At 40.5% G+C, this 14,624-nt stretch carries 14 protein-coding genes; 12 read left to right on the top strand and 2 right to left on the bottom strand.

The features are described from left to right. Window positions 1-44: 44 nt before the first annotated feature. The 3 genes from B3C94_RS19880 (at window position 45) to B3C94_RS19870 (ending at window position 2,263) form a co-directional block, all read left to right on the top strand. On the top strand, window positions 45-1,133 hold the full coding sequence (locus tag B3C94_RS19880; protein ID WP_293906947.1) for a family 43 glycosylhydrolase: 1,089 nt from the start codon (window positions 45-47) through the stop codon (window positions 1,131-1,133). A gap of 67 nt (window positions 1,134-1,200) precedes the next feature. Further along, entirely contained in the window at window positions 1,201-1,407 is a 207-nt protein-coding gene (locus B3C94_RS19875) for an acyltransferase family protein (RefSeq protein WP_293907367.1), read from the top strand. Beyond that, window positions 1,343-2,263 carry an acyltransferase family protein gene (locus B3C94_RS19870; RefSeq protein WP_293906945.1) on the top strand — a complete coding sequence of 307 codons (921 nt, stop codon included), beginning with the start codon at window positions 1,343-1,345 and terminating at the stop codon, window positions 2,261-2,263. The genes B3C94_RS19875 and B3C94_RS19870 overlap by 65 nt, the downstream gene beginning before the upstream one ends. On the opposite strand, the gene B3C94_RS19865 is transcribed toward B3C94_RS19870, so the two are convergent. After that, window positions 2,255-3,199: an alpha/beta fold hydrolase gene (locus tag B3C94_RS19865; RefSeq protein WP_293906943.1), complete on the bottom strand. Its 945-nt coding sequence runs from the start codon at window positions 3,197-3,199 to the stop codon at window positions 2,255-2,257. The two genes, B3C94_RS19870 and B3C94_RS19865, sit on opposite strands and share 9 nt — an antisense overlap. Window positions 3,200-3,626: 427 nt before the next feature. Between B3C94_RS19865 and B3C94_RS19860 the strand changes: the two genes are divergently transcribed. The 8 genes from B3C94_RS19860 to B3C94_RS19825 all read left to right on the top strand — a co-directional run bounded on the left by B3C94_RS19860 (window position 3,627) and on the right by B3C94_RS19825 (window position 11,094). Next, a complete protein-coding gene (locus B3C94_RS19860; RefSeq protein WP_293906941.1) occupies window positions 3,627-5,132 on the top strand; it encodes an ankyrin repeat domain-containing protein in 1,506 nt (501 codons plus the stop codon). An 18-nt stretch (window positions 5,133-5,150) separates the two neighbouring features. Next, complete coding sequence (locus B3C94_RS19855) at window positions 5,151-5,636, top strand: DUF2271 domain-containing protein (protein WP_293906939.1); 486 nt, start codon at window positions 5,151-5,153, stop codon at window positions 5,634-5,636. A 14-nt stretch (window positions 5,637-5,650) separates the two neighbouring features. After that, window positions 5,651-7,849 (top strand): PepSY domain-containing protein, encoded by a 2,199-nt coding sequence (locus B3C94_RS19850; RefSeq protein WP_293906937.1) that lies wholly within the window; start codon window positions 5,651-5,653, stop codon window positions 7,847-7,849. An 85-nt stretch (window positions 7,850-7,934) separates the two neighbouring features. Further along, entirely contained in the window at window positions 7,935-8,918 is a 984-nt protein-coding gene (locus B3C94_RS19845) for an FAD:protein FMN transferase (protein WP_293906935.1), read from the top strand. 231 nt (window positions 8,919-9,149) lie between these two features. Beyond that, the gene (locus tag B3C94_RS19840) at window positions 9,150-9,707 is read left to right on the top strand and encodes an RNA polymerase sigma factor (protein WP_293906933.1); all 558 of its coding nucleotides are present in this window, start codon (window positions 9,150-9,152) and stop codon (window positions 9,705-9,707) included. A gap of 11 nt (window positions 9,708-9,718) precedes the next feature. Beyond that, window positions 9,719-10,057 (top strand): hypothetical protein, encoded by a 339-nt coding sequence (locus tag B3C94_RS19835; RefSeq protein WP_293906931.1) that lies wholly within the window; start codon window positions 9,719-9,721, stop codon window positions 10,055-10,057. A gap of 214 nt (window positions 10,058-10,271) precedes the next feature. After that, window positions 10,272-10,565 (top strand): hypothetical protein, encoded by a 294-nt coding sequence (locus B3C94_RS19830; protein ID WP_293906929.1) that lies wholly within the window; start codon window positions 10,272-10,274, stop codon window positions 10,563-10,565. A gap of 79 nt (window positions 10,566-10,644) precedes the next feature. After that, entirely contained in the window at window positions 10,645-11,094 is a 450-nt protein-coding gene (locus tag B3C94_RS19825; RefSeq protein WP_293906927.1) for an Hsp20/alpha crystallin family protein, read from the top strand. Between the two features lie 172 nt (window positions 11,095-11,266). Here B3C94_RS19825 and B3C94_RS19820 read toward each other — a convergent pair whose 3' ends face one another. Beyond that, complete coding sequence (locus B3C94_RS19820; RefSeq protein WP_293906925.1) at window positions 11,267-11,848, bottom strand: DUF4126 domain-containing protein; 582 nt, start codon at window positions 11,846-11,848, stop codon at window positions 11,267-11,269. 266 nt (window positions 11,849-12,114) lie between these two features. On the opposite strand from B3C94_RS19820, the gene katG reads away from it, so the two are divergent. Continuing rightward, on the top strand, window positions 12,115-14,394 hold the full coding sequence (gene katG / locus B3C94_RS19815) for a catalase/peroxidase HPI (protein ID WP_293906923.1): 2,280 nt from the start codon (window positions 12,115-12,117) through the stop codon (window positions 14,392-14,394). Window positions 14,395-14,624: the final 230 nt, after the last annotated feature.

The raw sequence follows: 14,624 nt of genomic DNA, 5'->3' as shown, positions 1-14,624 counted from the left end.
GATATAGAAAATAATATAAATAGAATAATAAGATGTTGAATGCAATGTTGTTAAGATATTGGATTGGGGGAGTTGCCGTACTGAACCTGTTGAGCTCCTGTGGAAGCGCTACAGGTTCAGTGAAGCAGTCGGGTCAAATAACAAATGCTAGGGCTCAGCATAAGACCTACAGCAATCCGGTTTTTGAGCCTATACTTGCTGATCCTACAGTCGTTAGAGATCCTCAGAGCAAAATGTTCTATGCGTACGGGACAGCCGACAATTGGGGCGACGGAAAGGGGCAACGTTTGGTGTCTATTCTACAATCGGCTGATCTTGCTCATTGGACTTGGATTGGCACGGCCTTCAGCTCAAAACCGAGCTGGAAAGCCGAGGGAGGAATCTGGGCACCAGATGTGGTGAGGTTAAATGGTAAGTATATCTTATATTATGCCTATTCAACATGGGGGGACCCCAACCCCGGTATCGGTGTAGCCCTAGCAGATAGACCGGAAGGCCCCTTTATCGATCAAGGTAAACTTTTTGATAGCAAGGAGATCGATGTGCCGAATTCAATAGACCCTTATTTTTTTACAGAAAATGGGCAGAATTATCTGTTCTGGGGTAGTTTTAGTGATGCGAATACGCAGGGAACATATGGTGTTGAACTCGATGAAAATGGGACCGCGGTACCTGATTTAAATAAAAAATTTAAAGTTGCTGCAGGAGATTTTGAAGCTGTGGTGATCTATAAACGAAAAGGATATTATTACTTTATCGGATCCAAAGGCTCCTGTTGTGAAGGAGAAAAAAGCAGTTACCATATTCTTGTGGGCCGCTCTCGCAATCTGAAAGGACCCTATGTGGATCAGGAAGGTCGCAATCTTACACAGCGGGGGAGTGGAACACTGTTGTTAAAAGGAAATGATAAATTTGTGGGGACGGGCCATACTTCGCGCATTATTACAGATGACAAGGGAAAAGATTGGATACTCTATCATGGTATAGATCCAAAACAGCCTCGTGTGGCTACGGGGGGAAATCGCCGGATGCTATTTTTGGATCAGATTGTCTGGGATAAGGACTGGCCCAAAATTGAAGGGGCAACCAGCAGTGTTGAGGGGCAACCAGCACCAACGTTTAATATTAAATAGAATTTTCAATAGTTAGCAGTGGATCGCCGATTTTTGTTGGTCTTGATTTTCGCTGTCGATAAAAAATATGATACATCAAACGAAGAAACATTTTGAACTTCTTGACGCCATGCGTGGGGTGGCCGCAATCGCAGTCGTACTGTTTCACTTTATGGAAATCGCACAACCAGATTACCGCAATAGTTTTATTCCACATAGCTATTTAGCCGTTGATTTCTTCTTTTGTTTTATCGGGGTTTGTAATTGCCTATGCCTACGATCAGAAGCTGGTTAAAATTGGTCTAAAACGATTCTTTCTCTTGCGTTTGCTAAGATTGCACCCACTGGTTATAATCGGTACATTAATTGGTTTACTGGCATTTATTTACGACCCATTCAGTAATTTGGCTGGCTCATTTTCCGTCTTGCAGAAGATAGGGATGTTCATCAGTGGGATAACGTTGATACCATATCCGGCTGTACCAGAACGATATTTTAATCTTTTTCATTTAAACCCACCTACATGGTCACTATTTTGGGAGTATATCGCCAATATAGCCTATGCTTTGGTCCTGGTACGGATTCCAAAAAAGTTTCTTTGGGGAATAGTGCTCCTCGGTGCAGCAGCGCTATGTGCCGAATCATTTCGTTCCGGCTATTTAGCTGTCGGTTTTGGGGCAGATAATTTTTGGGCTGGGGGAATCCGTTTATGGTTTTCATTTTCAATGGGACTACTTATTTTTAGGTCCAACTGGACTATTTCGAACAAGCTTCCTTTTTTCAGTATTCTAGGTCTACTTGCCGCCGTATTTTTTATTCCATTTTCTGAAGCTTATGGTAAATATATTGATCCTATTGTCGTTATCTTATATTTTCCTTTATTACTCATGCTGGGGATAGGAGGGCAGCCTGTTTTTGGAGGTGTTAAGAAGTTATGCAAGTTCTTGGGTGATATTTCCTATCCGCTCTATATCATTCATTATCCATTTATCTGGATTTTTATGAGCTATGTGGAACTCCATCACCCATCGAATAAGCAGATGGCTGTGATTATTATAATTGGAATGCTGTCGTTGATTTTTTTAGCTTTATTGGTCTTTAAATATTTAGATGAGCCTATTCGGAAATATTACAGCCGGAAACTAAACTAAATAGCGATGAAGCCAGTTACTGATGAACTGGAATACCTCCATTTTACAGTCTTCATTAAGAATTTCATGCCGCATGCCTGCATATAATTTAATGGTTATATCGGTTTGCCCCTGTGCACTTAACTGTGCAGCACTTTTTTCAACGCCTATTCCAAAATCTCCAATTGGATCATCCTGTCCGCTGATAAATACAATTGGTAGATTTTTTGGGATATTCTTGGTAGCCTCGATATCTGTCGCTTGCAAGGAAAGGTCTAAAACGGTATGAAACCCATTGTTGGTAAACAATCCCCCACAAAGTAGGTCTTCCAAAAATGAAATACGGTTTGCCTGATTTATGCTTAACCAATTGCTGTTATTTTGGTTGGGCTCGTTCTTAAATCGAGCATTATTGCGTTTGTCAAAAATACGATTGATCAATTTACTTCTTCTTTTGGGGGCAATATTATTGAGAAGAGTAAGTAAAAGGCGAAAGGCCGTGGATCCTTTTTGACGTTGGCCTGTCCCTACGATAATGGCCCCCTTAAATTGCCTGCCAATTTTTTGTAAAACACAACGCGTAACAAAGGATCCCATGGAGTGCCCTAAAATAAATTGAGGCAGTTGCGGATAGGTTTCACGTAAGAAGTTACTCATTGTAATGGCGTCATCAATGAGTTGTTCTTTAGCCCCATGCTGTTTAAAATACCCCAATTGACCGGCATCTAGAGCTGTCTTTCCATGACCCAATTGATCGTAGGTTAAAACCGCAAAATTCTGTGTCGTTAGATAATTGGCTAATTCCTGATACCGACCACTATGCTCCTGCATGCCATGTACCAGAAGTATTGTTGCCACTATCTGATTGTCGTCGGGTACATACAAACGATAGAAAATTTTATGTTCATTTTCAGTCGTCGCGCTGATTGTATAAAAATTGGATGCTACCTTGCTCATTATACCGCTTTATTTTAAGTAAACTAAGATAATTTTAGTGCATTTGCAAGTTTAACAATCTTCTTTCCGATTTTGTTCGGATGAGACCGAAAGGCTTTAAGGGCAGTTGATCAATGAAAATTAGCACGATTAATTTTTGTGGTTTGGGAATATTTTTTAGATTTGCATTAATTTAGAATTAATTTAAATAAAGTAGTTATTCTATTTTAAAAATGGGCTTGTCTGTATGCAGAAATTGTTGTAAAAAATCGAATTCGGAAAGCTTCCATGTTCTTAAAATATACGCATTTACACTTATATTCTGATGAAACCTGCACGATGTATTTCGACCCAAGTTATCGTATGACTGAAGCTCAATTTGCTGAATAATTGAGTAGGGAATGAATAGGCCATGTTACTTCATCAACTTCAAAAGACAAATAAAAGGATGAAAAAGACACTTTTAGCAGCTTTATTATTCGCTGCAACTTATGCACAAGCGCAAACAAATTCGTTAATGAACGGCGAGTTTTGGAAAGGTAAACCTACATTGACAATTGTTAAAGAAGAAATCAGCAAAGGAAATAGCCCTTCTCAGCCTAATGCAGCATCCTTTGATCCAGTCACAATGGCGATATTAAATGGCGCTCCGACGGATGTTGTCAAATTTATGATCGAACAAGAAGGGAATAGTGTAACGAAGAAGACGCATCACAGCCGTAGTTATTTACACTGGGCAGCGTCAAGTGGAAATGCGGAGCTTGTCGAGTTTTTAATTGCAAAAGGATCGGATGTCAATTACCAAGATAGCCATGGTTACCCAATTATTGCTTATGCAGCTTCGACAGGAAATACAAATACTGCCGTCTATGATGCTTTGTTTAAAGCGGGTGTGAATCCCAAACAAAAATATGAAGGTGGTGCTACATTAATGATGCTTGCAGCGTCTGCAGACAAGGACCTTGCATTGACGGATTATTTCATAAAAAAAGGATTATCTATTCAAGATAAAGACGAGTCGGGCCGTACAGTGACGGATTATGCGGCTAAACTTGGAAATACCGAGCTAATGGAGAAATTCATCGCCCGTGGCGTAAAACCAACCAATAATGCGTTATTTTTTGCGACTCAGGGTTCCAGACAAGCATCGAATGGTTTGTCGGTTTATACCTATTTGGTTGAAAAGTTCAAATTGGATCCCAAGGCTGTAAATAAAGAAGGAGCGACAGTGCTGCATGCTTTAGTTCGCAGACCAGATATGGCCGTGATCAATTATTTTTTGGATAAAGGTGTAGACGTCGCAAAAGCGGACAACGAAGGAAATACAGCGCTTATGGTGGCTGCTAGTGGTAAGGATGCTAAATTGGTCGAGCTGCTGCTTACTAAAGCGAAGAACGTAAATGCAGTAAATGAAAAAGGCGAATCTGCATTGACTAAAGCAATAGCGAATGGAACTCCGGAAGTAGCTGCAGCATTGATTAAAAATGGAGCCGATACCAAGGTATTGGATAAGGAGGGTAATAACTTAGCTTTCTATTGGTTTAATTCTTACAAAGAATTGCCACAGGGGGGCAGACCAGGTGGCCAGGGAAATGTGTCACAAGGAGATGAGTTTAAAGAAAAATTAACTATACTTAAGACGAACGGATTGGATGTTGTTGCTCCACAAAAAAATGGTAGTACATTGTATCATCTGGCGGTAGCCAAAGAGAATGTGAAGCTTATCCAGAAAGCCAGCGAACTTGGCGTAGATATTAATGCACAGGATAAAGAGGGGACGACTGCACTACATAAGGCAGCTCTCCTAGCGAAAGACGATTCCCTACTAAAAACATTGGTTTCGCTTGGTGCAAAAAAGGAATTGAAAACAGAATTCGATGAAACAGCTTATGATTTGGCGAAAGAGAACGATTTCTTGTCTAAATCCAATGTGCAGCTTGACTTTTTGAAATAAAATTAGATACAATTGAAGATGAATAACATAGTTAAAACAACGATAGCCACTCTTTTATTTTCGATGGCGGCCTTAAGCTCTTTCGCACAGGCAGCTAAATATAAGTGTATGATCCAAATGAATGCCTATGAAGGTGAGAAAGCCTACGTGGTGATTTCACTGATTAATCCTAGTGGAGCTTACGAAAAAACACTCGCCGTATTGGGATCTGATAAACAATGGTATAATACAATCAAGGAATGGTACAAGTTCCAAAATAAAACCAAAGAAAAGCTAAATGCGGTGACGGGTGCGTCAGTTGGTGGCGGTGACCGTGCCATGCGGACATTGGATATTGATGAAACGAAGTTTAACAAAGGGTATAAACTCCGTTTTGAATCTGCTGTAGAGGAACAAAAATACCATACTGCTGATGTTGAAATTGCTTTGACAAAGGAAGCTATCACTGAAAAAGCTAATGGCAAGGGATATATCAAACTTGTTAAGTTAAATAAAGTACAATAAGAAAAGGGGTAAAAATGCTGGTATCTATTTGGAGGTATGCACATTTAGCCTTAGCTATTGTTTCTTCTATCTTTTTACTTTTATTATCGATAACTGGCGTAATATTGGCCATTGACGCCGTCAACGAAAAAATTCCGCCTTATCGGGTTGAACATATTGAAACATTAAACCTTGCGCAGTCAGTAACAACTTTGCGCAAGGTTTATCCTGAAATCATAGCGATCTCGGTAGATCACAATCAATTTGTGAGTATTGACGCCATAGACGCAGATGGCAACACCGTGAAAGGTTATATCGATCCGAATACAGGGCGTCTGCTTGGCCCTCAATTGAATAAGTCCCAATTTGTTCAATGGGTTACAGCGTTACACCGTTCACTCTTTCTTAAAGTGACGGGCCGGGTGATTATTGGTGTGGTTTCATTTCTGTTGTTTCTTATTACCATTTCTGGAATTGTTCTGATTGTCAAGCGTCAACAGGGCGTTCGACATTTCTTTGCCAAAATCAACCGGGACTTTTTCGCACAGTATTTTCATGTTGTTTCAGGACGTTTATTTTTGATACCAATTTTGATATTGGCCCTAACAGGTACCTATTTATTCCTGGTGCGTATTGAAATCTTAAAAAAGCCGAACCAAACAATTGAATATCCCAATAAGATGAAGGAAGATGTCCAATTGGAGGTAGCGAAATTTTCGATATTCCAAAATACAAAACTTGTCGATTTGAAGACGTTGGAGTTTCCGTTTATGGAAGACGATCCTGATGAGTTTTTTGTACTGAAGCTTCGCGATCGGGAATTGACCATAAATCAGTTGAATGGAAGCTTGCATAAAGAAGTAAAGTATCCCTTTACAGCATTGGCCGAACAGTTTTCTTTGGACCTCCATACGGGCAAGACCAATATCATATGGGCCATTATATTGGGACTCGCATCTTTGAATATTGTGTTCTTTATTTACACGGGCTTTGCAATCACATTCAAGCGCACGCGTACTAAAATCAAGAATAAATATAAACCTGAAGAAGCGGAGATTGTTATTCTTTTTGGAACGGAAAATGGAAGCACGCTGTTTTTCGCCAATCAGATCCATAAACAGCTCTTAGCGGATGGGCAAAAATCGTTGTTGCTCGGAATGAATCAATATCAATGCTTTCCAACGGCAAAACACTTGCTTGTGTTTACCTCAACATACGGGCTAGGAACAGCACCCTCCAATGCACTTCAATTTGAACAAAAGCTCAACAGCCATCCACAAAAGCAAGATGTACAATTTTCGGTTCTCGGCTTTGGTTCGAAAGCCTATCCCGACTTTTGTGCCTATGCGCGCGAAATTGATCATTTATTAGAAAAACAAGTCTGGGCTTCTCGTCTAACCGAGTTACATACCGTTAATGATAAGCATGTTGATGAACTTATTTCATGGATACATCACTGGTCAGAAAAGACTGATATCGCGTTAGCTTCTGCTCCTGCTATTTATAGTGCTAAAGTCGTCGGATTGACAAAATTCAAAGTGATAGCGAAGTCTACTGTTTCATCAACCAATACAACTTTTACGTTATTATTGAAACCTTTGAGTAAGGTTAAAATGCAATCCGGAGATTTGTTGGCAATCTATCCCGCCCAAGATCAACGTGAACGTTTTTATTCGATCGGCTACAAAGATGGGATGGTTCAGCTTGTGGTGAAATTGTTTCCTGATGGATTTGGTTCTAGCTTCCTTTATCGATTGGAACCGAATCAAACCCTGCAAGCACGAGTCATGGTTAATCCAAGTTTTCATTTTCCGAAAGCCGCTAATGCAGTCGCTTTGATTGCGAATGGTACTGGGATAGCACCTTTTATAGGCATGATTTCAGAAAATGAAAGTATGACTCCTTTACGTTTATATGCTGGTTTTCGCCATCGAAATGAAATGACTGCGCACTATGTGGATTTTGCTGAAGAACAGCTGAAATTAGGGCATCTGCAGCAGCTTGAACTGGCTTTCTCGCGTGAGGAAAATCCACAATATGTCATGGATTTGATTCGTCGGGATGCGCCGTATTTTGTCGAATTGCTTGATAAAGGAGGTTATATATTGCTTTGTGGAGCATTGCGGATGCAGCATGACGTTGAACATACTTTAAATGAACTTCTCCTAGCACATATCGGCAAAACTATTGCGGTCTACAAAGAAAATGGACAGATCTTAACAGATTGTTATTAGTAAATTGGTGGTACTATAGCAAATCCCATCACTAGCACTACTTTTGGTATAGATCGACTTTATAATTCCTTTTTAGATCAATCGCATGAAGAACAATAAACAATGTGGCCTATTTTTAATGTTTTGCTTTCTATCCATTACTTCGGGTTTTTCGCAGGTATTGGTTAAACGGCAAGTCACCCTTATGGGCTCTGTTTTCGAAATTAGCTTGGTAGATCGGGATAGCTCGATTACAAATCAGCATATCGATGAAGTCATCTCCGAAATAGATCGAATAGAAAATCTGATTTCAGAATGGCGTCCGCAAACCCAAATAGCAGCGGTGAACCGCAATGCAGGGATTAAGCCAGTTAAGGTGGATAGAGAAGTGTTTGATCTAACACAACGTGCAATCCAATATGCTCAAAATTCAGGTGGTGCTTTTGATATCAGTATTGTTGCCTTAGATAAAGTTTGGCTATTTGATGGCAGCATGACCTCGATGCCCGCAGAAGAAGTGATTAAGAGTTCTGTCGAGAAAGTTGGCTATCAACACATTCGCCTCGATAGTGCGGCTTCGACAATTTTTCTGGAGTTACCGGGTATGAAGATCGGTTTCGGCTCTATTGGGAAAGGCTATGCGGCAGATAGGGGCAGGGAAATAATGAAAGCAAAAGGGATTGAAGCAGGTATAGTTAATGCTTCTGGTGATCTGTCGGCTTGGGGAAGCCCACCCAATAGCGATGCCTGGAAAGTGGGCGTAAACAATCCGTTCAAACCCCATCGAATGGTCAAAGTTCTTCGTTTGAATGAAATGGCCGTAGCAACTTCGGGCAGCTATGAGAAATATGCGGAGATTAATGGAAAACGTTATTCACATATTATAAATCCGGTGACAGGTTATCCAGCTACGGGATTAACTTCAGTGACGATTTATGGACCCTCAGCGGAAATCGCAAATGCACTCAGTACCTCAATCATGGTACTGGGCGAGAAAGAAGGGAAAAAATTGATTCAGCGTTTCCCCGCATATCATTATATTTTTATTACCGATACAGGTAAGGTTATTCAGCAGCGCCGAAAGTCTTAAACCATAGTACTACTTTTTTATATTGCATAAAGTGTATAGAAAGCATAGCCTATTAGCTGATTATCTAGTATATTTATGCGAATAAAGCGTATACGAAAGACGACGAAAAAGGAATGTGTCATGTTGTTCATGCGGTGGAAGTCAGCAAGAAAGTAGATCCATGAAAATAATTTAAAGTAAAAGTTCGACTAGTTCGTCTATGCTGCTATGGACATTGCATACCAAAATCATATGGCAGAAAAAAATTCCAGATCATTTACGGATATCGTTAAGACTTATGGAAGTCAACTGCTACGTTTTGTTAAGGGAAAAGTAAAGAAAACGGAGGATGCAGAAGATATCTTACAGGAGGTGTGGTATCAATTTAGCCGTTTGACCAATATGGACGAATTGGAGAATGCGGGAGCATGGCTCTATGCTGTCACACGGAATAAGATTACCGATAGTTATCGGAAAAAGAAAAATGAATCACTTGATGATATGATAGCAGGTAATGATGATAGTGAAAGTACTTTTCCTATTCGTCAGTTACTTTTGGCTGATGACTCCAATAATCCGGAGCTAAAATTATTTAAGGATATTTTTTGGGACGAACTGATGAAAGCATTGGACGAATTACCTGAAAAGCAACGTCGGGTTTTTATGCTCAATGAACTGGAAGACAAAACACTTCAAGAAATTGCAGTCATGGAAAATGAGAATTTAAAGACGATCATCAGTCGAAAAGGGTATGCAGTGAAGCATCTGAGAGTACGGTTGCGCAGTTTGTATGAAGAATTAAAATTTTAAAGAATTAAGCTATGAATGGAAGAATAAAAAGGCAGCGGAAGGGTAAATTCGCTTTTATGTTTGTCGCTATTATCGTTGGTGTTTTTTTATTGGTAGCGTTGTTACAATATTTATGGAATACGTTAATGGTTGACATTTTCAATTTGAAAACAATTACCTATTGGCAGGCGCTAGGACTCTTTGTTTTGTCAAGAATCCTGTTTGGCAGGGGATTTGGTAAACCGGGAGGTGGAAGATTTCGAAAGGATTTTCCACGTCAGATGGAAAAAGGAGAGGATCTTTCCGAAGAAGAAAGGGAGCGTTTGCGTGAGGAATGGAAGCGTCGTTTTGGCGGACGATGCGGATTCTAAAAAAAGAATAAAAATTTTAAAGTAAAAACTGTTGTTGGGCGTCTTCTTCTATAAAGGCGCCTTTTTTGTGTCAATATCCCGAAAGAAATAACAGAACGCGATGATCTGTCAGAATGGATGTCGGCTAAAGTAATAGTTAATTAAAAAATATGAAGGTCAATGTTAAGCAGATGAAACTGTGTGCTAACGGAAACCTTAAAAAAGATGTATTCAAATGAAAAATAAACTTCGATTTATATTGCCACGCCTGATAGTGCTTACGGCAATAGCAGGATTAGCAACCTTAATTATTGGGACGATCTTTAAACTCTTATTGTTTGGAACAGTTCTGTTTGGAATAGGAAGCTTTGCCGCAGCAAGAATGCGCAGGAGAGATAGGCATACATTCAAAATGGATAAGGCTCCAGTGTACCCGAATGTTCAGCGTCACTATAACACAGTTGTAGCGATTGTGCCTTTAAAGGGACAACAACGTTCGAAGAGAGCAACAATAGTTCCCGTTTATTAATATTTACAAAATCGCAACTGTGGATGTAATCCGGCGATCATTAATTCACACTTAGTATTCAACATTAAAAATTAAAGACATGTTTAAAAGAGATAATTACAGCAGAGGGTATTCAAATCATAATAAATTTTGCGGACAGCATTTCAAGGACCGCTTTGAAAAATTTCAACAGCATTTTTTTGAAGGTGAACACAGTTCAGAAGGGCAACAGTTTGTCCCTGCCAATATAGCAGAAAACTCGGAATTTTATGAAGTTCAGCTTTTTGCTGCTGGCCGCAAGAAAGAACAATTCCAAGTCAGTATAAATGATGGGATTTTAAAGATTTTTTGTACAGAAAACACACAGGACAATGGCATCGACTACATTTATAAAGAGCATGAAGGACTGCCATTTGAACGTGAATTTCAGTTGAATGAACAAGTACTTACTGACAATGTGCATGCGAGTTTCGAGGATGGTGTATTGACCGTTATTCTTCCGAAGGATCTTGAGAAGGTAAAACGTCCCCAGGAAGTTGTTATTGATTAGTAAAGACCAGTCTATAATCTGGGCGCACATCAAAGTAAAGGTTGCTTATGTGCGCAAACTTAATCAGTGCAAGAGCTAATTTTGAAAAAGGACAGCATCGAATTTTGCTGTCCTTTTTTGTTTTACGTATTATTTATCGCCAATCTCCATGCAGTGCAGTAGATTTTCTTGATCAGGACCTTTTAAGTTTTTTATTCAGTTGTTCTTTGCCAAACCGCCAAAAGAAGTAGAACAAGCCTATAACAACTATAATGGCCATAAAGGGTACAAATATGGCAAGTATGGTCAAAATAGTAGAACCGATGGTTTCCATAGTCGAGATCATAAAATTTCCAAAACCTGCCGTTCCGATAGAAGAGGCCGCTCGGGTGCCTGCCAGGGCCGTGCTGATGGTTGCTGCAGTACCGCCACCGGCTATAATTGCTATGGCCCAACGGACAAACGGTGAAATATCTGTAAACTGTATGGCAAAAAGTAAGGTACCTGCTATGGTTGCTAAGGGGATGGATAGGCTGTCCAATATATTGTCAATAAAAGGAATGTAGTATCCCGCTATTTCTAAAATCATGGCTACGCTTGTTGCTGCTAAAACAAGCGTTGAGCCCGCCCAAGCCAATTCGTTGCCAACTTGGAACAGTTCCAGCCGACAGCCAAGGCTCAATAAAAATAAGGGCATGAAAATCCGGAAGCCGGTGGCTGCCGCCAGACTCACGCCTATAAATGCACTCACCAAAAATGTAGAAAGTTCACTCATGGCCAATATTTTTTGATACAACCTAATTGTAGAATAATAAAAGAATGGCTTTTGTTTTAGCAACACCAAAAATCGTTATTTTCTGGAGTCTCATTAAAAGATGATTTTCAGTATTTTGTATAATTGTCTTTTATGGATATAGATTTTGGTTATAGTGTATCGAATCATTCGATGTAAAAGTGGGATCGCATTTGTGTAATTTTATGAAAGTGGGAGTCAAACAATTTGATCACTTAAGGTATTATATAACTAAACTTTCTTTTCATATGGACAACAACGAAAAAGACATTAGCAAATGCCCATTTCACAATGGTACTATGCGCAACGCCGTTGCGGGAGGGGGAACTCAGAATCAGGATTGGTGGCCAAATAGACTTCGTGTAGATCTGTTGAGACAACATGCGAGCAAGTCAAATCCGATGGACGAAGGCTTTGATTATGCAGAAGCATTTAAGCAGTTGGATTTAGAAGCTGTAAAAAAAGATTTGCATGCATTGATGACCGATTCACAGGATTGGTGGCCGGCAGATTTTGGTCATTATGGACCATTATTCATCCGGATGGCTTGGCATAGTGCCGGTACCTATCGGGTAAGTGATGGTCGAGGCGGAGCTGGGTCTGGGCAACAACGTTTTGCACCCTTGAATAGCTGGCCTGATAATGTGAGTTTAGATAAAGCTCGTCGCCTGTTGTGGCCTATCAAACAAAAATATGGTAAAAATATCTCCTGGGCAGATTTATTGATCTTAACCGGTAATGTCGCTTTGGAGTCTATGGGCTTCAAGACTTTTGGTTATTCCGGTGGTCGGGTGGATGCTTTTGAACCAGAATTGGACGTATATTGGGGCTCTGAAACAACATGGTTAGGCGGTGATATTCGTTATGCACATGGTTCAGAAGGCGTAGTGGAGTCACACGGTGTATTATCTGCCGATGATAATGCAGATGGTAAGCAACACTCCCGTAATCTTGAAAAACCGTTGGCAGCGGTACAGATGGGATTGATTTATGTTAATCCTGAAGGACCAGATGGAAATCCTGATCCTATCGCTGCAGCAAAAGATATACGGGATACTTTTGGTCGGATGGCTATGGATGATGAGGAAACTGTCGCTTTGATTGCAGGTGGGCATACTTTTGGAAAAACTCACGGAGCAGGCCCTGCCGACAATGTCGGAAAAGAACCTGAAGCAGCAGGCATAGAACAACAAGGGCTTGGTTGGAAAAGTACATATGGCAGCGGAGTAGGAGCAGATGCGATCACTAGTGGTTTGGAGGTTATTTGGACACAGAAACCGACAGAATGGACAAATCTCTTTTTTAAAAATCTCTTCGAACATGAATGGGAGTTAACAAAGAGTCCTGCGGGAGCGCATCAATGGGTAGCCAAGGGGGCCGATTCGAATGTTCCAGATCCTTTTGATCCCAATAAAAAGCGCCGACCAACGATGCTGACGACCGATTTATCGTTGCGTTTTGATCCAATCTATGAAAAGATCTCGCGTAAATTTTACGAAGATCAAGATGCCTTTGCTGATGCATTTTCTCGTGCCTGGTTTAAATTAACACACCGTGATTTGGGACCAAGAGAGCGTTATTTGGGGGGCGAGGTTCCTGCCGAAGAATTATTGTGGCAAGATCCTATTCCTGCTGTCGATCATGTTTTGGTCGATGCTGATGACATTATTACATTGAAATCTGCCCTATTGAACGCGGGGCTCAGCACTGCAGAGCTCGTAACGACCGCTTGGGCTTCGGCTTCTACTTTCCGTGGATCAGATATGAGAGGCGGAGCAAATGGCGCCAGGATACGCTTGGCTCCACAACGCTATTGGCAAGTCAATAATCCAACGCAATTGCAGAAAGTGCTTACCGCGTTGGAGCAAATTCAGCAGGATTTTAATGGAAAACAACAGGGCGGAAAGAAGATCTCATTGGCAGACTTAATTGTCTTGGGCGGTGTTGCCGCGATAGAGCAGGCAGCTGGTGCAGCAGGTCATGATATCAAAGTACCGTTCCATCCTGGGCGTATGGATGCTACACAGGAGCAAACGGATGTGGAATCCATGGGCTATCTTGAGCCAATTGCTGATGGATTTAGAAACTATCGCAAAGGTGCTTATACCGTGTCTACGGAATCATTATTGATTGATAAAGCACAATCGCTTACGCTATCTGTTCCAGAATTAACGGTATTAATCGGCGGACTTCGTGCTCTTCAAGCAAATTTTGATGGATCCCAATTAGGGGTGATGACAGATCGTCCTGGGCAACTGACGAATGATTTTTTTGTCAATCTATTGGATATGGGAAAAGCTTGGAAAGCTATTTCTCAGGATCGGGAAGTTTTTGAAGGATCAGATCGTAAATCTGGTGTTAAAAAATGGGAAGCCGGACGGGCCGATCTTGTTTTTGGCTCGAACGCTGAACTGAGAGCTGTTGCCGAAGTATATGGCAGTGCCGATGCAAAAGATAAATTCGTACAAGATTTTGTGAAGGCATGGACTAAAGTGATGGAGTTAGATCGCTTCGATTTGCATCGCTAATGAATAAAAATTAAGCCTTTCAAGAAGCCAGTCTCATATCGAGGCTGGCTTCTTACGATTTTGCTATATGAGAAAATATCTTGTATTTAGCTGCGACAGAAAATACCCAATTTTTGTCTCTAATATCATTTTAATCTCACCTTAACCAAATTTTAATTTAATATATATAGAATTATGGAATTTTCTTTGGGTGTTTCCTATTTTGTGAAATAAAATTCAAGATTTGTGCT

This window comes from Sphingobacterium sp. UBA5670, assembly GCF_002420705.1.
In the GTDB taxonomy this organism is placed as follows: Bacteria; Bacteroidota; Bacteroidia; order Sphingobacteriales; family Sphingobacteriaceae; genus Sphingobacterium.
This window is presented reverse-complemented; position numbering and strand designations above follow the sequence as displayed.